Below are 24,106 nucleotides of genomic sequence, written 5' to 3'. Positions count from 1 at the left end.
AGCATCGGCCCGAAAAATGACTTGCGGGTTCGGGCAAAGCCGAGGCGGGATCGAGGCTGGCGGCTCGAGGTCGCACTGGTTTCACGAAGCCGCGATGGTTGCTCCGCAGGGGCGCGCAGCCGGCCGAAGCGGTTAGAATGCCCGCACCTCCGGGCTTGCGCGCGCGAGGAGCGTCTTTCCATCGGCAACCATCGAGGAGATCGGCATGGCACTCGATCGCAGGATCGTCGAACTCTACGACGAGTACACCCACAAGCCGCTCGACCGCCGCGTCTTCTTCAATCGCCTGATTGCGCTCGCCGGTTCCGTCGCTGCGGCGGAAGCGGCGCTCGGGCTGCTCGAGCCGAACTATGCGCATGCCCAGCAGGTCGCCCCGGACGATGCGCGGATCAGCACCGAGCGCCTTGATACGAGCGTCGATGGCGTGGCGTTAAAAGGCTATCTCGTCGCTCCCAAGGCAGCGGGCCGTCGCGGCGGCGTGCTCGTCATCCATGAGAACCGCGGCCTGAACCCGCATATCGAGGATGTGACGCGGCGCATGGCGCTCGCCGGCTTCACCGCGCTCGGGCTCGATTTCCTGACGCCGCTGGGCGGCACGCCAAAGGATCCGGACGAGGCCCGCGCGCTGTTTCCGCGCCTGCCGGCGGAGGAGGTCGTCCGGCAGGGCCGCGCGGCGCTCAAGCTTCTGGCCGCGCGTCCGGATGCAACCGGCAAGACGGGGGCGATCGGCTTCTGCTGGGGCGGCGGCGCGGTGAACGATCTCGCCGTCGCGGCGCCCGAGCTCGCCGCGGGGGTGGTGTTCTATGGCCGCTCGCCCAACCTTGCCGGCGTCCCGCAGATCAAGGCGCGGCTGCTGATCCAGCATGCCGCGCGCGACACCCGTCTCGTTCAGGCGTTGCCGGAATACGAGGCCGCTCTGAAGGCGGCCGGCATTCGCCATGAGGTCATCGTCTATCCGGACGTCGATCACGCCTTCCTGAACGACACCAGCGCGGAACGCTACAATGCGGCCGCGGCAAAACAGGCCTGGGAGCGCTCGGTCGCCTTTCTCGCCTCGGAAACGGGAGCGGCCTGAAGCTCGGCGTGTGACCAGCGGCGGCTCAAAACGAAAAAACCCGGCGGTTACCCGCCGGGTTCCTCGTCTTCGGTGAGCGCTGCCTGGATCAGGCGGCCTCTTCCTGGATATCGTCGTTGTCGCTCTCGACGTCGCCATCGGCGGCCTCAGCGACCTCGCCCTTGCCCGGGCGGCGCGGCGACTTGGCGAGCTGGCCCTCGATCTTCTTCAGGGCCTCGGTCTCGGTGACGTCGTCGACGACGGCGATCTCGCGGGTCATGCGGTCGACGGCGGCCTCGTAGAGCTGGCGCTCGGAATAGGACTGCTCTGGTTGGGCCTCGGAGCGATACAGGTCGCGCACCACCTCGGCGATGGCGACGAGATCGCCCGAATTGATCTTCGCCTCATATTCCTGGGCGCGGCGCGACCACATGGTGCGCTTGACGCGGGCGCGGCCGGTCAGCGTGGTCAGGGCCTTGGTCACGCTCTCGGCATCGGCGAGCTTGCGCAGGCCGACGCTGGCGGCCTTGGCGGTGGGGACGCGGAGCGTCATCTTGTCCTTGGCGAAGCTGACGACGAAGAGTTCGAGCTTGAAGCCTGCGACTTCCTGTTCCTCGATCGCCGTGATCTGGCCGACGCCATGGGACGGGTAGACGACGAACTCGCCCGTCTTGAAACCCTGGCGCACGACAGCTTTCTTCACCGTGGACATGCCGATAAGACTCCTGACCGGACCGCTGGACGCGGGCACGCGATTCTCGAACTCCGGCCGGATGACCGGAGACACTCCGCCTGACGCAAACGGGTTTCCACCCGCCGCCTCACGCTCCCTCAGCCGGTCGCTTCTTCTGTGCCGTCAGACAAAGACATCGGAAGCTCCGGCGGGGTGCCGGGGGCTTTCGTCATCCTTTTCTTGGGGACGCCCCGTTTGTGGAAACCTCGCAGGGGCATGCGGAACGAATGCGACTGAAGCTATCGTGTAGCATAAAAAACACGCCGAATCAAAGGTAAACGCAAGCTCCGGGCAAGCTTGGGCGCAGCGGAGCAGGAATGGTTAACGCTGTTTCGCCGATCCGGCAGGCGATTCAGGCGCGTATTTCAGTCACCTTCGCCCGGGTTCGGCGAGAAATGCGCCTCGAGCTTTCCAGGGACGCCGTCGAACTCCTTGGCGTCTGCCGGCGGTTCCTTCTTCTGGCTGATATTCGGCCAGCTCGAGGCATATTTCGCGTTGAGCTGCAGCCAGCTTTCCAACCCCGGCTCGGTGTCCGGCTTGATGGCCTCGGCCGGGCATTCAGGCTCGCAGACGCCGCAATCGATGCATTCGTCCGGATGGATGACGAGCATGTTCTCGCCCTCATAGAAGCAGTCGACCGGACAAACCTCGACGCAATCCATATACTTGCACTTGATGCAATTGTCGGTGACCACATAGGTCATGTCGCAGGTCCTTCCAGTCTGCCAGCGGACCTCATAAAGCCCTCGCGGGCTCAGGTTTCAAGGCCGTTTTGCCGCTACCGGGCTGCAGGCGTCCGGCGTCCCCGCCAACGACGGGAGCAAAGATCCGCGACGCTGGCATCGCATTTCATATGTATGCAAACGATGGCGCTGTTTAACCCTCGCCATTGCCTGCCGCAAGCGGCGCATCGCCGCGGCCCGCCTCGTCGAGCCTTTCATAGAGCAGCCGGGCCTGTTCGTAGGATTCGCGGCGGGCGCCGAGCGCGAGCAGGCGCACGACCATTGTGGCATGCGGCAGCGCCAGCGTGAGGACATCGCCGAGCTTCAGCCCATGGGCCGGGTTCTGGACCCGGCGACCCTCGATCCGGACATGGCCGTCCTCCACCAGGCGCACGGCGGCCGGTCGCGTTCTGGCGAAGCGCGCGAACCAGAGCCATTTGTCGAGGCGCTGACGATCATCCCGCACGTATGGCCTGCCGTTTCAGGAGCTCACGCGCCCCGAAATGGGTTCAGCTCTTGCCGCCTTCAAGCTGGGCCTTCAGCGCAGCGAGCTTGGCGAAGGGCGAATCCGGATCGGGCTCCCGATCGGCGGGGCGCGGCCGCGGCGGCTGCTGGAAGCGTTCGCCGCCGCGATCCTCGCGGCGCGGACCGCCCGGACGACCGTCGCGCTTGAAGTCCGGACGCGGGCCACGACCTTGCTCGGGGCGGCCCTGGCCTTCTGGGCGTTGGCCGCGCTGACCACTGCGTGGGCGTTCGTCGCGCCGCGGCTCGCGCTCGGGGCGCACGCCGGCAGGAGCGCCTGCCGCCGCGGCGGGCGCCTGGGGCTCGCCATCGCGACGCGGACCGCCGGGACGGCCGCGGCCCGGCCTGTCGCCGCGGCGGGCGCCGGGCTGGCGCTCGCCGGTTGCGCCGTCGCGCTGGCCACGCTGGCCGGGTTCGGGCCGGCGGCCGCCCTGGTGGCGATGCGGGCGCCAGACCTCGATCAGTTCCGGTTCCGCCGGCGCGGCGGGCGCCTCCGCGGCTTCCACCGGCGGCGACGCTTCGGCATTCGCGGCCGGCAAAGCGGACAGCGCGTCGGCCGGGACGGGCTCGCGCGCCGGCTCCAGCTCGGCCTCGGTCAGGATCGGAGCATCGGGCGTCTCCGCCGAGGGCTCATCGGCAGGAGCAGCCGCTTCGGCGGCTTCATTGAGCTGAGCCGCGGTGTCGGGAGTAGCCTCGGCCTCGCCGGAAGCGGCTGCCTCCGCGGCCGTCTCCGTGCCGACTTCCTGCGGGGAGGCACTCTCGGTTCCGGAGTCGGTCTCGTCCCCTGCCGCGGCGTCCTCTGCCTCGACAGGTTCCGCCGGCTCGACCTGGGCCGGCGGGGCTGCCAACGGCACGGTGATGGCCGGGCCGGGGCGCTTGATCGAGACATAGCCGAGCGAACGCAGGATCGAGGCGAAATCCTCGCCGGCGCAACCGACGAGCGATGTCATCGCACCGGTGACGACGAAGCCGTCCTGATCGGCCGCGCCGACCGGCGGCTGGCCCTGGGTCAGGCCGGGGCGATAGGCGATGGCCGGGCGGATCAGGTCCGCGAGGCGCTCGAGGATATCGACGCGAACGGCACGCTCGCCGCAGACGCGGTAGCCGGCAGCGCGGTAGAGCCCCTTCGGCACCGCCTTGTCGACCGGGAAGGAGGTCCGGCCCGAAGCAGCGAGATGGGCGATGTCGTCGAGGCCCGCGGTATCCGGGCCGCCATGCTTCAGCGCCCAGAGCTGGGCGGCGAGCGCCCGCGGCGCGGGCTTCAGCAGGGCCGGAACATAAAGATGGAAGGCACCGAAGCGGATGCCGAGCTGGCGCAGGGCGGCACGGCCCTCCTGCTCGAGCGTCTTCATCTCTTCGCCGACCTTGGCGCGCTCCAGCACGCCGAGCGATTCGCCGACCTGATAGGCGATGCCACGCGCGATGCCGGTGAGCGCGGTCGCGTCCTCTAGCAGTTGCAACGCGCCGAGCAGGCGGGTGACGTGGTTCTTAAGCCAGAGCGCGAGCCGCGTCTCGACCTGTTCGCGAGCCGGGCCGCTCAGATGCTCCTCGACAAGCAGGCGCAGCCGCGGCTCGAGCACCTTCTCGCCGGCGACCAGGCGCGCGACCGGCTCGCCGACCCAGCGCAGCAGCCCGTCATGCGACAGCACGAAGGCGTCGTCGCCGGCAAGGACGACGCGCGCCGCACGCGCCTCGATCTCGCTGGCGAGCGCCTTCATCGCCGCCATATTCAGGGCTTTCGCCTCGGGCCCGCCGGCCTTCGGGTCCGCCGTAAAGCGGAAGCCCTGCAGCATTCCGACGTGCTGGCCCTCGACGAGCACGTCGCCCGTCGCGGTGACCTCAGCCTCCAACATCGCATTCTCCCGCAAGCGGCGCATCAGAACACTGGTGCGCCGATCGACAAATCGGCTGGCAAGACGCTCGTGCAGAGCGTCGGACAGCTTGTCCTCTACAAGACGCGCCACCCCCTGCCAATGCTCAGGATCGGGCAACCAGTCGGGACGGTTGGCGACGAAGGTCCAGGTGCGGACCTGGGCGATGCGCGCCGAGAGCGTGTCGATCTCGCCATCGGTCCGGTCCAGAGCCGCAAGTTGCGCCTTGTACCAGTCGATGTCGAGCCGGCCATGGCGCATGAGGCGCAGATAAAGCGTCGTCGCGAGGTCGGCATGCTGTTGCGGCGCGATCCTGCGATAATCGGGCAGGCCGCAGACCTCCCAGAGCCGTTCCACCGCTGGGCGGCCCTGCGCCAGCGCTTTGACGTCGGGGTCCCTGGCCAGGATTTCGAGCGTCGTCATGTCCTCGGCGATGAGGGCTCGGGTCAAGCCCGCCTCGCTCGGCTGCAGGTTCAGGCTGTCGATCAGCTGCGCGATCGAGCGGAAGTCGAGATCTGTATTGCGCCACTGCAGCTGCCTGATCGGCTCGAAGCGGTGATTCTCGATCGCCTCGACGAGATCGGCCTCGAAGGGCGGGCAGCGGCCGCTGGTGCCGAAGGTGCCGTCGCGCAGATGGCGCCCGGCCCGGCCGGCGATCTGCCCGAACTCGGCCGGATTGAGCTTGCGGAAATGATGGCCGTCATACTTCTTGTCGGCGGCGAAGGCGATGTGGTCGACATCGAGGTTTAGCCCCATGCCGATGGCGTCGGTGGCGATGAGATAGTCGACATCGCCGGACTGGTAGAGCTCGACCTGGGCATTGCGCGTCCGCGGCGACAGGGCGCCGAGCACGACGGCCGCGCCGCCCTTCTGCCGCCGGATAAGCTCGGCGATGGCGTAGACCTCCTCGACCGAGAAGGCGACGATGGCAGAGCGCGGGGCGAGGCGCGTGATCTTGCGGTCGCCGGCGAACATGAGCTGCGACAGCCGCGGCCGGGTCACGACATTGACGCCCGGGATCAGCTGCTCGATCACCGGCTTCATCGTGGCGGCGCCGATCAGCATGGTCTCGGCGCGGCCGCGCCGGTTGAGCAGCCGGTCGGTGAAGACATGGCCGCGGTCGAGGTCGGCGGCGAGCTGGATCTCGTCGATGGCGACGAAGTCGACAGCGAGATCGCGCGGCATCGCCTCGACGGTGCAGACCCAGAAGCGCGGTCGCGCCGGCTTGATCTTCTCCTCCCCGGTGACGAGCGCGACGGCCTCCGGCCCGACGCGCTCGACGGCGCGCTGGTAGACCTCGCGCGCCAGCAGGCGCAGCGGCAGGCCGATCATGCCGGTTGGGTGGGCCACCATCCGCTCGATCGCCAGATGGGTCTTGCCGGTGTTGGTGGGCCCCAGCACCGCGGTGACGCCATTGGCGCGAACGGAAGGGGGCAGAGAGCGCTGAGGGATCAAGTCGCGGCCAATCGTGATGTGTCGCTTCCCGGCTGCGCGATGCGGATCGGCGCATCGCGCAGCCGGGGCGGAGCGTGACGGTACCCTAGGGAGAGGAACGAGTCCCGAACGAAGCGGGGCCGAATCGCTGACTCGGCCGGAATCGGGTTTCGTTCTCGGTGAAGAGGCGCGGCATCGCCCGCCAGCGTCTCCATGTCGGGAATCGAAACACAGGCATCGCCTGTCCTCTTCTGCGCCGGGGGGATGCGGTCGGCTCCGTTCGCCCGGCACTATCTATGCGCTCCTCGGCTCAATGCGAGGGGGCGCCGGATCACGGGTGGCGCGGCCGCCCGAAGTCCTCATAGGCTTCCGCGCCGCCAAGTCAGCCGAAAAACTCGGCGAAGACGTCCGCAGCCTCGTCCGGCGCCTCGACATGGACGAAATGCCCGGCGCTCTCGCAGAAGGTGACCTCGGCCTTGTCGAAATGCTCCGGTACGAAGACGGCCCATTCCGACTTCAAGATCGGGTCGTGCCGGCCCCAATGCACCCGCGTGGGCTGGTGGATGCGTATCGAGGGCGTCGGGTGCCCGTCGATGGCGGCGAGGCGCGCCGCGTTCTGGCTGCGATACCAGTCGAAGCCGCCGCGCAGATTCCCCGGTTTCATGAAGTTGTCGACCCAAAGGTCCAGCGCCGGGTCGAACGCCTCCTTGCGGTGGCACCAATGCGACAGGAAATGCGCGAAATAGAGCGCGCAGTTCTGGCGGCTCAGGCCGATCAGCGCCTCGGCCAACGGCAATTGCTGGAAGGACTGGTACCAGACTTCGTTGACATGGCCGTCATGGACCCAGCGTTCGGCGATGCTCTGCGTCGGGCAGTTGAAGAACAGCAGGCGCTCGACCATCTGCGGGTGGCGCCGCGCCATCGCCTGGGCGGCATAGGCGCCGACATCATGCCCGACGACGCCGACAGATTCGAGGCCCAGCGCCGCGACGAGCGCGGCCATGTCGTCGGCATGGCTGTGGGCGCCGACATCGCTACGCGGCGCAGTGGATTTCGCGCTGTCGCCGAAGCCACGCAGATCGGGTGCGATCAGGCGGAAATCGGGATGAAGCCGGTTCATCAGCGGCAGCCAGGCCGCCCAGAATTCTGGCCAGCCATGCAGCAGCAGAACCGGCGTACCGGAGCCGACTTCGGCGACATGCAGCACCGTGTCGCGCACTGCGATCTGGCGATGGCGCAGTCCGGGCGGGGTGGCGAAGTCGCTGGACATGATGGCTCCGTGAATCGGTCGGGAGGAGGCTAGCCCCTGCCGTACCGGTGCCGCAATTGCCGTCCGCGCAGGGGAGCGATGCCCGCGGGCTTTCTCCACAGCGCCCGCCGATGCGGCTTTATTCAGTGAGGCTGCGCGCGCGATCCCGCGACGCGGCATATTTCGGGCCACAGAAGTTGCGGGCGTTGTCCGTCCATTGGCCGAAGCCGGTCGCGACCATGTTGCGGATCACGGTGCAGACATAGCGGTGCTGTGCCGGGTTGTTGTGCGGGCCGGCATGGTAGCGGGCCACCGCCATCGTCCAGGTCTTGTGGCGCGCCTTCAGGCGCTTCAGGAACTTGGCCGAGTATTCGACGTTCAAGGCCGGCTCGAACATGGCGTCGAGGCTGGGAAACTGGTCGCGATGATAGTGATGGTTGATCTGCATGCAGCCGATGTCGATCAGCTTCTTGCCCTTGGCGCGCGACGTCTGGAATTCGGCCAGGGCGGCCTCCTTGCTCGCGCCGAAGAAGGCGCGGCCATGGATGTTCAGCGCATAGGGCTGCAGCGAGTTGCGGCGGCCGCTTTCCGTCAGCCCGACCGAGTAGAGCACGCCTACCGGGATGTCGTAGGCCGCCGCGACCCGGGTCATGTGCTCCTCGCACACGGTCTGCGCGCGGGCCGGTGCTGCGAGACTAAAGGTAGCGATAAGGATCGCGGCCAGGGCGGCTGCTTTCGCGCGGCTCATGGGTTTCCTCCTTGCCGGTTGTCGCGTCCTGCTCCCAGCCGCGGCGCTGCGGCTCCTGCTCGTTGCCCTGGCCTTGATCCTGTCGGGGCTGGTCGAAGCCGCGGCCCTCGCGGGCGCCCTGGCGCTCGTCGCGCGCGTCCTGCCTGTCGGGGCGCGGGTCCGGCGTGGCGGGATCGACATGGACGGTCTCGACGGAGACAGTATCGAGCGCATAGCCGCTCGCCTTGACGATCTCGCGCAACGCCTCGCGATCATTGGCGAGCATCTGGGCGGTCGCGGCGCGGCTGGCCTCGAGCCGGATTTCCATGCCGCCCTGCGAGATTCGCATCTTGACGACGATGCTGCCGAGCTCGACCGGGCTGAGCTGGAGATGAAGGATCTTCGTCGGCTCGGCGATGCCCGCCGGCTTGTCGGTGGTGGGCACGGCGTCGGACCGTGCCTGGACCAGTTCGGCCGCCGCCAGGCGGATCGGCTCCGTCACCTGCTGCAGCGGCGACAGGCGCGTCACGGGCGGCAGATGGGTTTCCTGCCGGACCACGGTGATCGACATCGGCTTCTCGGGAACGGACTCTGCGGCGGCCGCGCTTGGCCGACCTGGCGCATCCTCTGCCGCATCGACCAGCCTTGCGAGATCGGCGAGGCCGGGCAGCTCGGCCAGCTTGGGGGCATCGCTCGGCATGGCTACGCCTGCCTCGCCGGCCGTGGGCTTCGCGGCGACTGCCGCCATGGCGTCGGGCGCCGGGCCGGTCCCGACCTTCGCGAGGGCGCTGTTCAGCGCGGCGAAGGCGACGCGCTTCGCGCCGGGTTCCTTGCGGGCTTCGGGCTGCGCCTCGCGGTTGGGAGGCTGCAGCGCGCCGAGCAGCAGGCGGGCGGCGTCGCTCGCGCCGGCGGCCGGCTCGGGCTGGGCCGCTGGAACCGGGGCATCCAGTGCAGGCCCCGGAGGCTTCGTCTCGGCGGTTCCGATGTCCTCGGCCGGAGCCGCGTCGGCTCCCTTGCCGTGCACGGCGGTTGCCGTCTTGCCGGCCGCCTGATCGAGCTTCTGGAGCAGGGAGCGGAAGGTCTGGCCACGTTCGTCACGGCCGCCCGGGGCGAGGCGGGCCTTGGGATCCTTCGCGGCGGCGGCTGCATTCCCCGCGGCTGCGCGTCCGGGTGGCAGAAAGGGCGTCTCGAGATTGCTCATGGCTTGCTGGCTCCCTGCGCCGATGCGTCCAGCAGCGCCTGCGCCTCGGCGAGGCTGCGTTCCGCCGCCGAGAAGACGCGCTTCAGGCGCGGATCGATATTGGCGGGCTCGGCCACGGCGCCGGGCGTCTCGGTCTGCTTGGCGGCGGCCGGGACGTCGACGATATGCGTGGCAACACGCAGCGCGGTGTGCAGGATGTCCTTCTCGGCGGGCGGCAGCCGGTTGGGATCGATCTTCTTCAGCGTCTCCAGCGCGCCTTCGGCCTTGTCGTCGCCGAGGCGTGACGCCGCCTTGTAGAGCGAGGTTCGCGCGATCGTCGCCTGGTCGGCACCGGGAATGCGCGCCACCTCCTCGGCGGCGCGGCGTGCCTGCTCGAAGCGGCCGCGGATCAGGGCGTCTCGGGCGATGATCATGAGGACCGAGCGCTGCTGCTCGCGGTCGAAGGCGCGCAGCGTCGCGACGAGCCGCGGAAACTTCTCGGGGTCGCGGCCGATGTCGAAGCGCACCAGGCCGGTGGCGAAGGCCTGGCGGAAATTGTCGGCATAGACCGAGCGGTCGAAGCGGCGCATGTACTGGGCCGTGGCCTTCTCCAGCCGCTCGAGATCGTTGATCTCCGCTGCGATGAAGACCGCGCGCCGCAGCGCTCCCTCCTCGACCAGCGAGCCCGGCGCCAGCAGGCGCGCCTGATCGAGCAGTTGCAGGGCGCGCTTCTGGTCGTCGCGCTGGATGAGGCTCGCCTGGACCAGGGCGAGATGCCCCGCGAGCGATTCATGCAGGTTTTTGGGGTCGAGGGAGAGCAGCCGGGCCCGCGCCTGGCCGTTATCGCCCATGACATAGGCGAGCGCACCTTCGCCGAGGCCGTTCGGCAGCCCGGCCGGCTCGCCGCGCTTGAGAAGCTCGGCCAGCGGGCCCGGCTGTCCCCCGCTCAGCACGTACTGGACGGCGGCGCGGGTGTTGCGCGGGTCGCTCCAGACCTCGGGCGGCTGGGCCAGCATCGCCTGTTCGAGCTCGCGCAGCAGCTTGCCCTGGGCGGCATGGGCGGCACGGTTTCCCGAAGCTGCCTCGTTCTGGAGGGACTGCAGCGTCCGGACGAGCTGATAGGGCGGCGCAGGCGCGGTTGCCGCCGGGACGGCTTCGCCTTGCGCCCGCGCGGCCTGCGGCGCGAGGCAGAGCGCGGCGAGGATGCAGAGATGGGCGATGCGCGTCATGCCCGCTTTTCCCGGATCAGAATCTCGATGCGGCGGTTCTCGGCGGCGTTGGGGTCGCCGACGCGCGGCTTGCGGCTGGAATGGCCTTCGACATGCTCGATCCGGCTCTCGTTGATGCCGCCCTGGATGAGCAGGTCCTGGGCCGTATGGGCGCGGGCCGTGGAGAGGCGCCAGTTGTCGTTGCGAGCATCGCGGAACGGGCGTGCATCGGTATGGCCGCGGATGACGATCGCGCCCTCGCGCTGGTTCAGCACGGAGGCGATGCGCTGCATCGCCTCGACGGTCTGCGGATGGGGCTCGGCCGAGCCGATCGCGAACATGCCGAAATTGGCGTTGTCGGTGAGGCTGATCAGCATGCCCTCGTCGGTCTGGCGGACATCGACCTGCGGCGAGTCGCTGCGCGGGCCGCCGTCCCGGCCGCTGGCGATGGCGGAGGCGATGGCCGAGGCGACGGCGTCGTCGGCCGTCGACCTCGCCGACGCGGTCTGGGACATTGGAGCCGGCTCGGCCGCGGCGGGGCGCGGGGTCATCGGCAGCGTGGTGGCCGGGGCGACCGCCGCCGTTGCGCCCGGCTGGGTCGTTGCGGGGGCACCGGACGATGCGGTTGCCGTGGTGGCTGCGGTTGCCGCCGGGTTCTGTCCCGGTTCCATGGGCGTGGCAGCCGGGGCGGTGCCGGGGGCAGGGGGCGTGGCGGGGGCGGCTGCCGTCGGCGCCGCCGGTGCGGCATCGCCGGCAAAGGCCTCCTGCCTGGTCGGCTTGTTGGTCTGGGGCGTCTGGCGCCAGAAGTTCGGATCGAATGGGTCGCGCAGCGCTTCGCCCCCGTGCATGCCGGGCTTTCCGGTGGTTCCCAGCGTCAGTATCGAGGCCCTGTCGGAGCCGGGCTCCGGCTTGGCGGCGGCGACCTCGGCCAGGATGGCGTAGGGGTCCTCGAAGGCGGCCTTGCCCTGGCTTGCGTCCTTGAGCGAGGCGCTGGACTGGCGGTCCGAACCCGTCTTGGGGGCGCCGACCTCGTTGCCGTCATGGCGGCTCGTGCTGTCGACCTCGCCCGGCTCGGCATCCTGCGGGTTGCGCACGCCCTTGCGGTCGGAGGTCGTGTCCGAGAGCTTGATCGGGTTGAAATACTGGGCGACCGTCGTGCGCGTCTCGCGGTTGGTCGAGTTCACCAGCCAGAGCACGAGGAACAGCGCCATCATCGCCGTCATGAAGTCGGCATGCGCGATCTTCCAGACGCCACCCTTGAGCTGTTCCGGCTGCCTGCTCGCGCCGCGCCGGACGATGATGATATCCTGACGGTCTTTGTCCATGGTGGCTCGTTCCGGTTTGGTGAGGTGCGACGCGGCATCAGGTCTTGCGGCGGCGCCTGTCCGGGCCCGTGCCTTCGAGCCGGGCGACCCAGGCTGCGATGCGGGTCTCGATGGTGGTCTCGCCCGCGACGATGCGGACATCCGTGGCGTCGTTCTCGACGAACTCCACCGCGCAGCCGGCTGGGAAGACGTGGCGCAGCGTCTCCAGCAGGGCGGCCGGCCCGCTGACGCGGATCAGCATGCCGTCATCGCCGGCCAGGAGCGGCCTGATCTGGTCGATCAGCGCGCGGCTCGCGGCGTCGCGAAGCTCGCTGTCGAAGAAGGGGCGCAGCAGGCGGCCGGTCGCATCGGCGAGACGCTCTCCCAGCGCATCCAGGGCTTCGGGGACCTGCGTGGTGAGTGGCGTCGCGACCTCCTCTGCCCAGCGCTGGCGCGCCTCCTCGAGGGATGCCGCCGCTTCCTGCCGGAGTGCGGCGAGCTGCGCCTCGGCTTCGGCCCGAGCCTCCGCGAGGCCGGCCTGCCGGCCGCTCGCGAAGATCGCGTCGAGATCGGGCGGCGGCTCCCGCGGCGTCTTGGGCAGGAAGGCCGGGAGTTCGATGTCCTCCGCTGCCGCTTCCGTCACCGCTTCGGCGAAACCGAGGTCGCCGGCCTCCTCGATGCCCAGTTTGGGGATGAAATCTGCGGCCGGGCGATGCTTCACGCGCGCTCTCCCTCATGGATCCATTGCTTCAGGATCGCCGCGGCCTGGACCTCGTCGAACTCAATGAGCTGCTCGAGCTTCCTGATCGGCGAGCGTTGCGAGGCGCTGGTCAGGTCCCCGATCAGGTTCAGGCCGATCTCCGTGCCGGCGATCTGGAGCTGGGGATCGCCGCCGGCGAGGCCCGCTGCGTCGGCAAGGGTTGCCACGGGCGGCGGGGGCGGGCGCTTGAGGATGGCGTTGATCGAGGGGCGCAGCCCGAACCAGATGATCAGCGCGGCGAGGGCGAGGATCGTCACCGCATTGATGAGCGTGCCCGACTGGCGCAGCAGCGCCTCGCCGACGCCGACGGGTGCCGTCGGCTCGAGCGTGCGGCTACCCTGCAGGAAGTCGACGGCGAGGACCTTGATGCTGTCGCCGCGCTCGCCGTTGATGCCGGCGGCGGAGACGACGACCTGGCGGACGTCCTCGAGCCTGGCTTCGATCGCCTCGGGCGACGGTGAGGCGCCGAGCGACTCGACCAGCCGGGGCCTGTTGATCAGCACGGCGATCGACATCTTCGCGATCGCGTAGCCATCGGAGATCGTCTGGGTCTTCTTCGAGGAGATCTCGTAATTGGTCAGCTCCTCGCGGCGCTGCTTCTCCTCGCTCGAACGCTGGCCGCCATCGGCGCGCACGGCACGTTCGGGCACGTTCTGCTCGACGGTCGTCGGCTCCTGGGTGGCGGAGTTCTGCGAGGTGTCGTTCTCGCGCACGACCCGCACGGAGCGCTCGACCTTCTGCTCGGGGTTGAAGACCGTCTCGCTGGTCTCCCGGCGGTCGGTGTTGAGGTCGGTCGCGACGCTGATCTCGAAATTCTCGAGGCCGAGATAGGGCGTCAGCGCCTTGCGGACATTGTCCTGGATCTCGCGGTTGACCGACTGTTGCAGCCCGGCGAGCTTGGCGGTGCCGAACTGGCCGGCTTCGCCACCCGCGACGAGCAGCGTGCCGTCCGTATTCAGTACCGTGACCTTCTCGGCCACGAGGCCGGGCACCGCCGAGGCGACGAGGTGGCGGATCGCCTGCGCGACATTGCCGGAGTCCGAGGTCTCGGTCCGGACCACGACGCTGGCCGAGGCTGGCTGCTGGTCGCGGCGGAACGAGCCTTTGTCGGCCAGGACGAGATGCACGCTCGCCGCCTTGACGCCGCGCATCAGCTGGATGGTGCGCGCGAGTTCGCCTTCCATGGCGCGGACGCGGGTGATCTCCTGCATGAAGGAGGTCAGGCCGAGCGAACCCAGCTTGTCGAAGAGCTCGTAGCCGCCGCTTGCGCTGCGCGGCAGGCCCTTCTCGGCGAGCAGCATGCGCGCCTGTGCCGCCTGCGTCGGCTTGACGAGGATCTGCGAGCCCTCGGAATTGACGTCGAAGACGACGCCGGCTTCCTGCAGGGCCGCGCCGATGCGGTTCACGTCCTCGCGCTGGAGGCCGCTATAGAGCACCGACATCTCCGGGCGGCTGAGGTAATAGGCGCTGGTGCCGATTGCCGCGAAGACGAAGAGGCCGATCGCGGCCAGCGCCATCAGGCGCTTGTGGCCGAGTTGCTGGAGGTTGAGCCAAATCTCTTCAGCATATTGGCGGCCCGGCATCGGCGTTCCTTCGGGAATGGGACGTTATGACGGGCACTGTGCTTGCGCAGCCTTGTGCGAGCATTGCGCAACCGGCGGCAGCGCCGGAATGCGAAAAGGCCACGCTCCGTGAGGAGCGTGGCCCGTTGTCGTGGATGGTGCTGCGGTCTTACCGGAACAGCGACAGGATGCTCTGGCTGCCCGAGTTGGCGATCGAGAGCGCCTGGATGCCGAGCTGCTGCTGCGTCTGCAGAGCCTGAAGGCGGGTCGATTCCGCGTTCATGTCCGCGTCCACCAGCTGGCCGATGCCGCGATCGAGCGAGTCCTTCAGGGCCTTCACGAAGTCCTGCTGGAGGCCGATGCGGTTCTTGATGGCGCCGAAGTTGGTGGCGGCATCGGTGATCGTGCCCAGTGCGCTATCGACGCCAGCGATGTAGGTCTCGAGCGCAGCCAGGTCGGAAGCGCTGTCGGTGAACTCGCTGATGTCGAGATCTGCGACGCTGAAGGAGGTCCAGGCGTCGTCCTTGAAGACGTCATAGGACTTGTCGAGAACGCCCTTCTTCGTCTCGATGGCCGCATCGGCCGCCGACATGCCGGTGACGGTACCGCCGGTCACGCCGCCGTTCGTGCTGGTCACGGCGATCGACGAGGTGCTGCGGTTCAGGAACTCGAGGGTCTCACCGTCGGAGGACAGACCGACGCTCAGCCCTTCGATGCCGAGGCTGTTGAAGGCCTTGGCGATGTCCGCGAGCGTGCTGTCCTGCGAGACGTTGACCGTCACGCCCGGCGCAGCCGTGCCGTCGGTCGTGACGACGATGCTCAACGAGCCGGTGGTCGTGGCCGGCGGGCCAGCCGCGCCAACGGTCGCAGGATCGAAGGTCAGCGTGCCGGTGCCGGCCGTGACGCCCGCATAGTCGGCGTCGGCGGTCGCATCGTACAGCTTCACCGCATTCAGGTCGACCTGGATCGTATCGATCTTTACCACGCCACCGGCGCGGGAGAAGGACGAGACGACGGACTTGGTATCGTTGTAGCTCGCGACGTCCGAGTTGACCGAGATCCAGTTCTCACCGTTGAACACAGCCGAGTCGGCGGTATTCTTCAGCTGCTTCTGGAGTTCGCCGATTTCGCTCTGGATCTTGTCGCGATCGACGCCGGGGGTACGGGCCGCGACGAGCTTGGCCTTGATCTCCGAGACGACGTCGACCGTGCCGTTCAGGCCGGTATACATCGTGTCGATGGTCGCGGCGCCGAGGCCGAGAGCGTCCTGCACCGCGCCGAGGGCCTTGTTGTCCGAACGCATCGTGGTGGCGATCGACCAATACGCAGCGTTGTCGGAAGCGGTCGAGACACGCTGGCCGGTGGCGATGCGGTTCTGCGACTGGGCAAGGTTCTTGTTGGTCTGCGTCAGCGTCTGCAGCGCAGTCATCGCGGAGGTGTTGGTAAGCAGGCTGGTCATGATGATGTTCCTCAATCTGAAGGGGATTGTTGGGGAACATTCCGGATTGGAACCGGGATGGCAGGGCGGCTTCATGCCTTTGACCATGTGGGACGTACCCAGCAGGTCAACCTTCCATGTATCCTAGTGTAGCGGGCGAAGCTTGCGCGAGGCTGACCTTGGTCGATGCGGGCGATGGATTGCGGTGTCGACCCGGCCGCGATCATGCCGGGAGGCGCGGTGTCGCTCGTCAAGTTACGCTTGACGCAATGGCGGGCGGGACGGCTCCTTAGGCGACCTTCTTCGCATAGACGAGACAGAGCAGCTCGGCGACGACCTTGTAGAACTCCGGCGGGATCATCTGGTCGAGCTGGACGGCGGCATGGAGCGAGCGCGCCAGCACGCGGTCCTCGATCACCGGAATGTCGTTGGCCTCGGCGATCTCGCGGATCTTGAGCGCGATCAGGTCGGTACCCTTGGCGAGCACGAGCGGCGCGCCGCCCTCTTCCTGCACATAGCGCAGCGCCACCGCGTAGTGGGTCGGGTTGGCGATGATCACCGTCGCGCGGGGCACGGCGGCCATCATGCGGTTGCGGGCCCGGTCGCGCGCCAGCGAAAGCCGGCGCGATTTCAGGATCGGGTCGCCCTCGGCCTGCTTGTGCTCGTCCTTCACCTCCTGCTTCGTCATGCGCAGCGAGCGGCGCCAGAACTTCTGGGTCCAGACCAGGTCGATCGCGACGATGACGATGGTCGCCACGCAGGTTGCGGAGAGCAGACGGATCGCGATCGTCAGGATCAGCTCCGGTATCGCGCTGGGATCCCTCAGCATGGCCGTTACCACCGTGTCCTTGTCCGATTTGAGGATCAGCCAGACGGTTCCCGCGATGACGGCGAACTTGGCCAGAGACTTGCCGAATTCAACGAGACCCTGGCGACCGAAGATCCGCGTGAAGCCCTTGGCCGGCGACAGCCGCGACCATTGCGGCTTGATCCGCTCGAGCGCAATCTGCGGCGGGTGCTGCAGGAAGGCGGCGCTCAGGCCGAAAACGAGGAAAAGCAGCAGTACGGGCCACAGGAACAGGCCGGCCTGCATCGCCGCATAGAGCAGGAGCGTCGTCGTGTTCCCGCTGGTCGAGATGTCGAAGCCGGCCGGATCGGCGAGGAAGGCCGAGAGAAAACGCGCGGTCTCGCCAGTGCCGGCGCGGACCAGGAAGACGCTGGCGATCAGCGTGGCCGCGATACTGGCGAAGATCGGCGCCTCCTTGGACGAGGGCGTGTTGCCGCGCTCGACCGCGTCGCGAACCTTCTTCTCCGTCGCTTCCTCGGTTTTGCTCTCCTGATCCTGCTCGCCGGACACGGGTCCTCACCTGTTCGACCATGTCACGTTCGGACGGAATCGTCCGAACGCGAAAAACGTGATCGATTCTAAAAGTTTAGAGCATTGCTCCCGCGAAAAACCGGTTCCCGCTTTTTCGCGCAATGCTCTAGCGGGAAGGAGGCCGCTCACTGGAAGTAAGCGCCTTCTTCACGCTCCGGATTGAGCTCGATCTCGCCACGGCTCGCCATTTCGAGGGCGATGTCGGTGATGGCGCGGCGGGCGTCGACGACCTCGCGCTGGAGCGCCGGCTCGCCGCCTTCGAGATCCTGCTGCACGATGCGCCGCGCGCGGGCGGCGAGCGAGGAGAGGATCTGGTCCCTGAACAGGGTTTCCGTGCCCTTGAGCGCCAGTACCAGCCGGTCCGTCGGCACCTGGTCGAAGATCGCCATGCGGGCGCGGGCCGAGAGCTTGACGATGTCCTCGAAGGTGAAGAGCAGGCCCTTCAGCAGCTCCGCCGATTCCGGCCGGACGCGCTGCAGGCTGCCGAGCGCATCCTCCATGTCCTGGCTGTCCATCTTGTTGAGGATGTCGGCCATGCGGGCATGGGTGTCGGCCCCCTTGTTGCGCGACAGGTTGAGGGTGAAGCCCTCGTAGAGCACCTTCTCAACGATCGCGCCGGGCTGCTCGGCCACGGGCTTGAGGTTGAGCATGCGGCGCATCAGCTCGTGGCGCCTGTCTGCGGGCCACTGGGTCATGACGTGCGAGGCACAGGACGGCCGGAGCTTGGACAGGACATAGGCTGCCGTCTGGGGGTGCTCCTTGGCCAGATAGCCGGCAAGCGCGCTCTCCGGCATCTGCGAGATCCGGTCCCAGATCGAGCGATTGGCGGCCTCGGCCGTATCGCCGATGATCTCCGTGATCTCCTCGGGCGGGAGCACCCCGGTGAGCAGCTTCTGGACCTCGCTCGGTGACCCGATCAGGTTCATGCCGCGCGAAAACTGGTCGCTGAACTCATCGACGAGATCGGAGATCTCGCCGGCAGCGACCGGCCCGAGCTCGGAAGCGCGGCGCATCAGCGCGCGGATCTCGCCCGGCTCGAGATGTTTCAGCATGCGGCCGGCGAGCGGCTTGCCCATGGCGAGCACCAGCGCCGCGGCCTTGCCGGCGCCGCCGAGCTGGGCCTGCCTGCCCGTCACGACGCCTCCCGCAGGGGGGCTGCCTTTGTCGTTCTTCGCGGTCACCGTCATCGCCTGCCTGGCCTCACTCTTCGAACTTGGCCTGGACGCCGACGATCTCGGTCAGCGATACGCCGAAGCGGCTGTTGTCGTCCTCGACGATGACGACCTCGCCGCGCGCGACGATGCGCCCGTTGACCACGACGTCGACGGGCTCGCCGACGCGATGGTCGAGCGGCACGACGGCGCCGCGGCGAAGCTTCATCAGGTTGGCGACCTGCATGCTGGCGCTGCCGAGCACGACCTGGATCGTCACCGGGATGCGCATCACCGCCTCGAGATTGAGCGGATCGGTCGCCATGGCGGGCGCCTCGGCATCACCCTGCGTCCCGGCCTCGCCGGTCGCGGCATCGAGCAGGGCGGCATCCGCCGGCGCTTCGGCGAGGGCGAGGTCGGAGAGCTTCATCGGTTTGCTCGTCTTCGTCATGGGAAACTCCTGGCGGAAATGTTTCGTCGCGAGAATGCTGGCTCGAAAGCGGCGCTTCAGGCTGCGTTGGCGTCGCGGCCGGCCCTACTGCGCGGCGCTTCGAGGTTCGGGCCGGTGGCCTTGAGGTCGATGACGAGGCGGCGGCCGGCGTCGATGCGCAGGCCGAGCTCCTCGATCACGTCGCGGCCGCTGGCCTGGAGATCGCGGACGGTCGCCTGGATGGCGGCGAGCGCGGCTTCCGTCTTCCCGAAGACCTGCTGGAACTCGGCGTGATAGGCGCGCATCCGCTTCAACTCCCGGCGCATCCGCAGGACTTGGAGGCTGGTCAGCACCAGCGCGGCGAAGAGGACCGCTTCACCGAGATAGAAGATCATCGAAAAACTCCTGTTCCTGGTTGGCGCTGTCCTGGATGCGCAGGACATAGGAGCCGTCGCGCTGGCCGAGCTGGCACCAGAAGACGGTCTCGTCGTTGCATTGCAGCTGGACCGGGGAGCGCGGCGAGGCCTGCAGCTCGATGACCTGGCCGATCTTCAGTCCGGCGATCTCGCCCAGGGTCATGGGGCGCTCCTCGAGGATCGCCTGCAGCTTGACCTCGGTCTTGTGGACCTCGGTCTGGATCTGCTTCGTCCAGCGCTGGTCCTTGACCGTGGTGTGGCTCGAAACGACGCGGGTCAGGCTCTGGCGGATCGGGTTCAGGGCGGTCTGCGGGATGATCACGAACATCTGGCCGCAATTGTCGAGGCCCTGCACCAGGATCTGCGACTTGACGGCGAGGTTGCTGCGGCTGCCGATGGCGGCGAAGTACATCCGCGTCTCGACCTGCTCGAAGATGAAGCTCACGTCGCAGACCGGGCTAAAGGCGTTCTGGAGGTTCTGGGCCGCGAGCTCGAACAGCGCCTGGGCCACCTGGACCTCGATCGGGGTGTAGGGCCGCTCGTCGTCGGGAAAGTCGGGCTCGTATTTATAGGGACGCTCGCTGCCGTCTGCGCCGAAGAGCACCTCGATCAGAGTGAAGATGAAGTCGCGATCGAAGCCGATCAGGATGCGCGCATCCCATTCCGGCGAATGGAAGATGCCGGCGATGGTGTTGTAGGCATGGGCGTTGAGCGCATCGCCGATCCGCTGGCTCTGGACGTTGGCGACGGAAAAGTAGGTCGGCGAGGTCGACATCTGGCGCAGCGCATCGGCGCACCCGGTGGCGAGACGGTCGAAGACCATCCGCAGCATCGGCAGGCGGTCGATCGAGATGCCCGTCGATTCGAGGAGCTTGTCCTCGCGGACGGCCTGGGCGGCGGTGCTCATCAGGCGGCTTCCTTCTGGGCGCGGTCATTGGCCGGCGCGCGCTGGCCGCCGCCGCTGATGGTCTTGTCCTCGACTTCGTCGATCGAGGGCCGCTCGGCCGCCGAGATCACCTTGCGGCCGTATTCGAGCGCGACCTGCGGAGCGGCGCCGCCGATGAAGGCGAGCAGCGTCTGCTTCACCACGATGTAGGGCCTCGCCTGCTTTTCCCGCGTCGTCTTGATCTTCTGCGAGATCGGCCCGACCATCGCATAGGAGCAGAAAATGCCGGCGAAGGTGCCGACCAGGGCCGCACCGATGAAGCTTCCGAGCAAGGCGGGGGACTGGTCGATCGCGCCCATCGCCTTGATGACGCCGAGCACGGCCGCGACGATGCCGAGCGCGGGCAGCGCCTCGGCTACGGTGCCGAGCGCGTAGTAGGGCTTCAGGCTGTCCTGAAGGTGGCCGGCGATCTCCTCGTCGAGCAGGGCCTCGACCTCGTGGGCCTGGGCCTTGCCGACGATGATCAGCCGGAAATAGTCGCAGATGAAGGTGGTCAGTTCGCGGTCGGCAAGGACGCTGGGATAGTTGGCGAACAGCGTCGAGTCGTAAGGCGTCTCGATGTGCTGCTCGATCTCGGCGCGGCCCTTGTTGCGGAGTTCGCGCATCAGCGCATAGAGCAGGCCGAGGACCTCGAAGTAATGGGCCTGGCTGGGCGTGGCATTGCGCATCGCCTCCATCACGGCCGTGCCGGTGTCGGCGACCGTCTTCATCGGATTGGCGATGATGTAGGTCCCGATCGCGGTCCCGAGAATGATGACGAGTTCCCAAGGCTGCCAGAGCACGGCGATATGCCCGCCCATCGCGGCGAAACCGCCGATGAGCGAACCCACCGCAATCAACAATCCGATCAGTACGCCCAACGCACCGCTCCTTCTCGAAAATGCGCAAACCGCAAGTCGAGGCGTAGAGGCGATGGCTTGCGCGAAGCTGAAATCACCGGAGTGTCTTCGGGTCAGGCCCGCGCAAGCCTTGCACGGGAGCATGACGCAAGAAGATCGGCCATGCGTTTCTGGCGCCGGGAGTATCAGATGACGACGACGACGATGGCGTTTCAGGCGGTGACGAGGAACCTGCCAAAGTCCCTGGAGCGCGCGGCTGCGATGCCGCAGACGGCCAACGAGTCGGAATATTATCTGAAGAATATCGGCAACATCAAATCGATCGACGACTTCATGGCGAACGATCGTATCTACCGATATGCAATGAGGGCTTTCGGTCTGGAAGAGATGAGCTATGCGAAAGGCCTGATCCGAAAGGTCCTTTCCGAAGGAATCGACGGGTCGAACACCTTCGCGAACAAGCTCTCCGACCCCCGCTACAAAGAGCTGGCGACGACCTTCAACTTCGCGCGCTACGGCTCGGCGACGACGAGCTTCGACCGGACCCAGAAGCCGATCGCCGAGCGCTATGTGCGCCAGGTCTTCGAGGAGCAGCAGGGCAGCCAGAACGAGAATGTGCGGCTCGCGCTTTATTTCGAGCGCAAGGCCTCGGGCCTGACCAATGCGTTTCAGGTGCTGGCGGATCCGGCGCTGCTCAAGGTCGTCCAGACCGCGCTCGGAATCCCGGCGGCGACATCGATGATGCCGATCGACAAGCAGGCGGAGATGCTCTCGAAGAGGCTCGACTTCGAATCGCTGAAGGATGCCGAGGGGGTGAAGAAGTTCCTGCTGCGGTTCACTTCGCTCGCCGATATCGGTGCCAGTCAGGCGGCCGCCAGCAGCGCGCTCACGATCCTCGTCGGCCCGCCGGCGGCGGCCGGGATGAGCACGGATGTGCTCTTCAGCATCCAGAACCTGCGCCTCGGAGGGCTTTGACCATGCAGTCCGCAATCTATGTCGGCCTGTCCTCCCAGCTCGTGCTGGAGAGGCGCATGGAGACGCTCGCCCGCAACGTCGCCAACATGAACACGGCCGGCTTCCGGGCCGAAGAGGTCAAGTTCAGCACCTTCCTGTCGAAGAAGGGCACTGATGCGGTCAACTTCGCCTCGCTGGGGGAGAACTATGTCAGCCGGATCCCGGGCGGGCTCGACAAGACGGGCAATCCGCTCGACGTTGCCGTCGAGGGCGAGGGCTGGTTTGCCATCAACACGCCGGCGGGCACGGTCTACACGCGCGACGGCCGCATGAAGATGACGGCGCAGGGCGAATTGCGGACGCTGCTGGACCATCCGGTGCTCGATGCCGGGGGCGCTCCCATGCAGCTCGACCCCGAAGGCGCTGCGCCCGCTATTGCCCGCGACGGCATGATCTGGCAGGGCGACCAGCAGATCGGCGCCATCGGCCTGTTCTCGATCGATCCGGCCGCGAAGCTGCAGCGCCATGACAATTCGGGCGTCATCCCGGACCGGCCGGCGACGGCGATCCTCGACTTCATCAACAACGGCGTGCGCCAGGGCTATGTCGAGGGCTCGAACGTCAACCCCATCCGGGAGATGACGAAGCTGATCGCCGTGACGCGTGCCTTCGAGAGCGCCGCCAACGCGATCGACAAGGGCGAGAAGGCTGTCGACGGCGCCATCCGCACGCTCGCCGAGGGATGAGACTTTTCATGAAGCGGTGCCGTCATCCCGGACGGAGCGCAGCGGAGAGCCGGGATGACGAAAGGGGCAGAGCACAAGAGCAGCGGCTGTTCCGGCTGGGCAGATCCCGCGGCGAACAATGCCTGACAGGATCGCGATGAACGCGCTGACAAGCCTCGAACACGCATTTGCCGGCGGGCCCGAGCCGCATGAGCTGGTCGCGATCAGCGGCAGCGTCTCGGAGGTCACGCCGGCGGCGTTGCGCGTGCGCGGCCTGTCGCGCTTCGTGCGCCTGGGCGAGCGCATCGCGCTCTCGACGAACGGCCGCGAGGAGCTCGGCGAGGCGATCAGGATCGACCGCGACGGCGTGCTGGTGAAGCCCTTCGCGACGACGGTGGGCGTGGGTCTGGGCGCGCGCGCCAGCGTAGCAGGGCCTTTGAGCTTGCGCCCGGCGCAGGGCTGGAAGGGACGCGTGATCAACGCCTTCGGCGAGCCGATCGACGAGGCCGGCCCGCTCCTGCCGGGCGAGACGGCGGTGCCGGTCGACGGACCGCCGCCCGATGCGATGAAGCGGGCGCGCGTGACGCGGCCGATCCGCACCGGCGTCAAGGTCATCGACCTGTTTACCCCGCTCTGCGCCGGGCAGCGCATCGGTGTCTTTGCCGGCTCCGGTGTCGGCAAGTCGAGCCTGCTCTCGATGCTGGCGCGGGCGTCGGGCTTCACGACCATCGTCATCGGGCTGGTCGGCGAGCGCGGCCGCGAGGTGCGCGAGTTCCTCGACGATACGCTGGGTGAGATGCGCAGCCAGGCGATCGCCGTCGTCTCGACCAGCGACGAGAGCGCGATGATGCGCCGGCTCGCGCCGAACACCGCGATGGCCGTGGCCGAGTATTTCCGCGACCAGGGCGAGGACGTCCTGCTCATCATCGATTCCGTGACGCGCCTCGCCCATGCGGCGCGCGACGTCGCGCTGGCGGCCGGCGAGCCGGCGGTGGCGCGCGGCTATACGCCGAGCGTCTTCAGCACGCTGCCGAAACTGCTCGAGCGCGCCGGCCCCGGCGTCGAGGGCACGGGCACCATTACCGGGATCTTCTCGGTCCTGATCGATGGGGACGACCACAACGATCCGGTCGCCGACTCCATCCGCGGTACGCTCGACGGCCATCTCGTGCTCGACCGCGCCATCGCCGATCAGGGACGCTATCCGGCGGTCAACGTGCTGGGCTCGGTTTCGCGCCTGGCCCACCATGTCTGGACGCCGGAGCAGCGTGGCCTCGCCTCGCGGATGAAGGCACTTGTCGCGCGCTTCGAGGATACGCGCGACCTGCGCCTGATGGGCGGCTACCAGGCAGGCGCCGACGCCGAGCTCGACAAGGCGATCGTGCTGGTCCCGAAGATCTACGAGGCGCTGCACCAGGACATGAGCGCGGCGCTGAGCGCGGACGCGTTCCAGGACCTGGCGAACGCGCTGCAGAGCTGAGCGCCTGGTTCAATTCCAAAAGC

General features: G+C 67.8%; 22 protein-coding genes. 4 read left to right on the top strand and 18 right to left on the bottom strand.

Going from position 1 to position 24,106, the window contains the following annotated elements:
* Positions 1-205: 205 nt before the first annotated feature.
* The gene (locus tag ASE63_RS06610) at positions 206-1,075 is read left to right on the top strand and encodes a dienelactone hydrolase family protein (protein WP_056798389.1); all 870 of its coding nucleotides are present in this window, start codon (positions 206-208) and stop codon (positions 1,073-1,075) included.
* 88 nt (positions 1,076-1,163) lie between these two features.
* Here the strand turns inward: ASE63_RS06610 and ASE63_RS06605 are convergent, their stop codons facing one another.
* The 18 genes from ASE63_RS06605 to motA all read right to left on the bottom strand — a co-directional run bounded on the left by ASE63_RS06605 (position 1,164) and on the right by motA (position 20,945).
* A complete protein-coding gene (locus ASE63_RS06605; RefSeq protein WP_056798386.1) occupies positions 1,164-1,766 on the bottom strand; it encodes a CarD family transcriptional regulator in 603 nt (200 codons plus the stop codon).
* 386 nt (positions 1,767-2,152) lie between these two features.
* Positions 2,153-2,491 (bottom strand): ferredoxin FdxA, encoded by a 339-nt coding sequence (gene fdxA / locus ASE63_RS06600; RefSeq protein WP_056798381.1) that lies wholly within the window; start codon positions 2,489-2,491, stop codon positions 2,153-2,155.
* A gap of 172 nt (positions 2,492-2,663) precedes the next feature.
* Positions 2,664-2,975 carry an RNA-binding S4 domain-containing protein gene (locus ASE63_RS06595; protein WP_056798378.1) on the bottom strand — a complete coding sequence of 104 codons (312 nt, stop codon included), beginning with the start codon at positions 2,973-2,975 and terminating at the stop codon, positions 2,664-2,666.
* Between the two features lie 43 nt (positions 2,976-3,018).
* Positions 3,019-6,354 carry a helicase-related protein gene (locus ASE63_RS06590; RefSeq protein WP_056798887.1) on the bottom strand — a complete coding sequence of 1,112 codons (3,336 nt, stop codon included), beginning with the start codon at positions 6,352-6,354 and terminating at the stop codon, positions 3,019-3,021.
* Positions 6,355-6,718: 364 nt separating this feature from the next.
* Positions 6,719-7,606, bottom strand: coding sequence for an alpha/beta hydrolase (locus ASE63_RS06585; protein ID WP_056798375.1), 888 nt, complete (start codon positions 7,604-7,606; stop codon positions 6,719-6,721).
* A 118-nt stretch (positions 7,607-7,724) separates the two neighbouring features.
* Entirely contained in the window at positions 7,725-8,333 is a 609-nt protein-coding gene (locus tag ASE63_RS06580; RefSeq protein WP_082609705.1) for a transglycosylase SLT domain-containing protein, read from the bottom strand.
* Positions 8,281-9,513, bottom strand: coding sequence for a flagellar hook-length control protein FliK (locus ASE63_RS06575; protein ID WP_056798368.1), 1,233 nt, complete (start codon positions 9,511-9,513; stop codon positions 8,281-8,283). Before ASE63_RS06575 ends, ASE63_RS06580 begins: the two co-directional genes overlap by 53 nt.
* Entirely contained in the window at positions 9,510-10,721 is a 1,212-nt protein-coding gene (locus ASE63_RS06570; RefSeq protein ID WP_056798365.1) for a hypothetical protein, read from the bottom strand. The genes ASE63_RS06575 and ASE63_RS06570 overlap by 4 nt, the downstream gene beginning before the upstream one ends.
* Positions 10,718-12,025, bottom strand: a complete 1,308-nt coding sequence (locus ASE63_RS06565; RefSeq protein ID WP_056798362.1) for a MotB family protein — start codon at positions 12,023-12,025, stop codon at positions 10,718-10,720. Before ASE63_RS06565 ends, ASE63_RS06570 begins: the two co-directional genes overlap by 4 nt.
* A 37-nt stretch (positions 12,026-12,062) precedes the next feature.
* Complete coding sequence (locus ASE63_RS06560) at positions 12,063-12,725, bottom strand: hypothetical protein (RefSeq protein ID WP_056798359.1); 663 nt, start codon at positions 12,723-12,725, stop codon at positions 12,063-12,065.
* Positions 12,722-14,347: a flagellar basal-body MS-ring/collar protein FliF gene (gene fliF, locus ASE63_RS06555; RefSeq protein WP_056798355.1), complete on the bottom strand. Its 1,626-nt coding sequence runs from the start codon at positions 14,345-14,347 to the stop codon at positions 12,722-12,724. Before fliF ends, ASE63_RS06560 begins: the two co-directional genes overlap by 4 nt.
* Positions 14,348-14,495: 148 nt before the next feature.
* A complete protein-coding gene (locus ASE63_RS06550; protein WP_056798350.1) occupies positions 14,496-15,785 on the bottom strand; it encodes a flagellin in 1,290 nt (429 codons plus the stop codon).
* 268 nt (positions 15,786-16,053) lie between these two features.
* The gene (gene flhB / locus ASE63_RS06545; protein WP_056798347.1) at positions 16,054-17,121 is read right to left on the bottom strand and encodes a flagellar biosynthesis protein FlhB; all 1,068 of its coding nucleotides are present in this window, start codon (positions 17,119-17,121) and stop codon (positions 16,054-16,056) included.
* Between the two features lie 146 nt (positions 17,122-17,267).
* A complete protein-coding gene (locus ASE63_RS06540; protein ID WP_244491308.1) occupies positions 17,268-18,323 on the bottom strand; it encodes a flagellar motor switch protein FliG in 1,056 nt (351 codons plus the stop codon).
* A gap of 19 nt (positions 18,324-18,342) precedes the next feature.
* The gene (fliN, locus tag ASE63_RS06535; RefSeq protein WP_200962537.1) at positions 18,343-18,618 is read right to left on the bottom strand and encodes a flagellar motor switch protein FliN; all 276 of its coding nucleotides are present in this window, start codon (positions 18,616-18,618) and stop codon (positions 18,343-18,345) included.
* 182 nt (positions 18,619-18,800) lie between these two features.
* Positions 18,801-19,118 (bottom strand): hypothetical protein, encoded by a 318-nt coding sequence (locus ASE63_RS06530; RefSeq protein WP_056798345.1) that lies wholly within the window; start codon positions 19,116-19,118, stop codon positions 18,801-18,803.
* Entirely contained in the window at positions 19,099-20,046 is a 948-nt protein-coding gene (locus ASE63_RS06525) for a FliM/FliN family flagellar motor switch protein (protein WP_056798342.1), read from the bottom strand. Before ASE63_RS06525 ends, ASE63_RS06530 begins: the two co-directional genes overlap by 20 nt.
* A complete protein-coding gene (gene motA, locus ASE63_RS06520; protein WP_056798339.1) occupies positions 20,046-20,945 on the bottom strand; it encodes a flagellar motor stator protein MotA in 900 nt (299 codons plus the stop codon). The genes ASE63_RS06525 and motA overlap by 1 nt, the downstream gene beginning before the upstream one ends.
* On the opposite strand from motA, the gene ASE63_RS06515 reads away from it, so the two are divergent.
* From ASE63_RS06515 to fliI, 3 genes are all read left to right on the top strand, one after another.
* Positions 20,874-21,899, top strand: coding sequence for a DUF1217 domain-containing protein (locus tag ASE63_RS06515; RefSeq protein ID WP_244491307.1), 1,026 nt, complete (start codon positions 20,874-20,876; stop codon positions 21,897-21,899). The genes motA and ASE63_RS06515 overlap by 72 nt on opposite strands.
* A 2-nt stretch (positions 21,900-21,901) precedes the next feature.
* Complete coding sequence (gene flgF / locus ASE63_RS06510; protein WP_056798336.1) at positions 21,902-22,624, top strand: flagellar basal-body rod protein FlgF; 723 nt, start codon at positions 21,902-21,904, stop codon at positions 22,622-22,624.
* Positions 22,625-22,760: 136 nt separating this feature from the next.
* Complete coding sequence (gene fliI / locus ASE63_RS06505) at positions 22,761-24,083, top strand: flagellar protein export ATPase FliI (protein ID WP_056798876.1); 1,323 nt, start codon at positions 22,761-22,763, stop codon at positions 24,081-24,083.
* Positions 24,084-24,106 lie beyond the last annotated feature (23 nt).

Source organism: Allobosea sp. Root381 (assembly GCF_001429395.1).
Classification (GTDB): domain Bacteria; phylum Pseudomonadota; class Alphaproteobacteria; order Rhizobiales; family Beijerinckiaceae; genus Allobosea.
The sequence above is the reverse complement of the archived record's forward strand: the minus strand, read 5'-3'. Positions and strand labels throughout refer to the sequence as shown.

What these genes read in the sequence shown, in the direction of transcription:
- ASE63_RS06550 (WP_056798350.1), bottom strand. Translation starts at nt 15,785, where the DNA reads ATGACCAGCCTGCTTACCAACACCTCCGCGATGACTGCGCTGCAGACG.
- fdxA (WP_056798381.1), bottom strand. Translation starts at nt 2,491, where the DNA reads ATGACCTATGTGGTCACCGACAATTGCATCAAGTGCAAGTATATGGAT.
- ASE63_RS06575 (WP_056798368.1), bottom strand. Translation starts at nt 9,513, where the DNA reads ATGAGCAATCTCGAGACGCCCTTTCTGCCACCCGGACGCGCAGCCGCG.
- ASE63_RS06605 (WP_056798386.1), bottom strand. Translation starts at nt 1,766, where the DNA reads ATGTCCACGGTGAAGAAAGCTGTCGTGCGCCAGGGTTTCAAGACGGGC.
- fliF (WP_056798355.1), bottom strand. Translation starts at nt 14,347, where the DNA reads ATGCCGGGCCGCCAATATGCTGAAGAGATTTGGCTCAACCTCCAGCAA.
- ASE63_RS06565 (WP_056798362.1), bottom strand. Translation starts at nt 12,025, where the DNA reads ATGGACAAAGACCGTCAGGATATCATCATCGTCCGGCGCGGCGCGAGC.
- ASE63_RS06580 (WP_082609705.1), bottom strand. Translation starts at nt 8,333, where the DNA reads ATGAGCCGCGCGAAAGCAGCCGCCCTGGCCGCGATCCTTATCGCTACC.
- ASE63_RS06570 (WP_056798365.1), bottom strand. Translation starts at nt 10,721, where the DNA reads ATGACGCGCATCGCCCATCTCTGCATCCTCGCCGCGCTCTGCCTCGCG.
- ASE63_RS06515 (WP_244491307.1), top strand. Translation starts at nt 20,874, where the DNA reads ATGCCCGCCCATCGCGGCGAAACCGCCGATGAGCGAACCCACCGCAAT.
- fliI (WP_056798876.1), top strand. Translation starts at nt 22,761, where the DNA reads ATGAACGCGCTGACAAGCCTCGAACACGCATTTGCCGGCGGGCCCGAG.
- ASE63_RS06525 (WP_056798342.1), bottom strand. Translation starts at nt 20,046, where the DNA reads ATGAGCACCGCCGCCCAGGCCGTCCGCGAGGACAAGCTCCTCGAATCG.
- ASE63_RS06585 (WP_056798375.1), bottom strand. Translation starts at nt 7,606, where the DNA reads ATGTCCAGCGACTTCGCCACCCCGCCCGGACTGCGCCATCGCCAGATC.
- fliN (WP_200962537.1), bottom strand. Translation starts at nt 18,618, where the DNA reads ATGGCGACCGATCCGCTCAATCTCGAGGCGGTGATGCGCATCCCGGTG.
- ASE63_RS06530 (WP_056798345.1), bottom strand. Translation starts at nt 19,118, where the DNA reads ATGATCTTCTATCTCGGTGAAGCGGTCCTCTTCGCCGCGCTGGTGCTG.
- ASE63_RS06610 (WP_056798389.1), top strand. Translation starts at nt 206, where the DNA reads ATGGCACTCGATCGCAGGATCGTCGAACTCTACGACGAGTACACCCAC.
- flgF (WP_056798336.1), top strand. Translation starts at nt 21,902, where the DNA reads ATGCAGTCCGCAATCTATGTCGGCCTGTCCTCCCAGCTCGTGCTGGAG.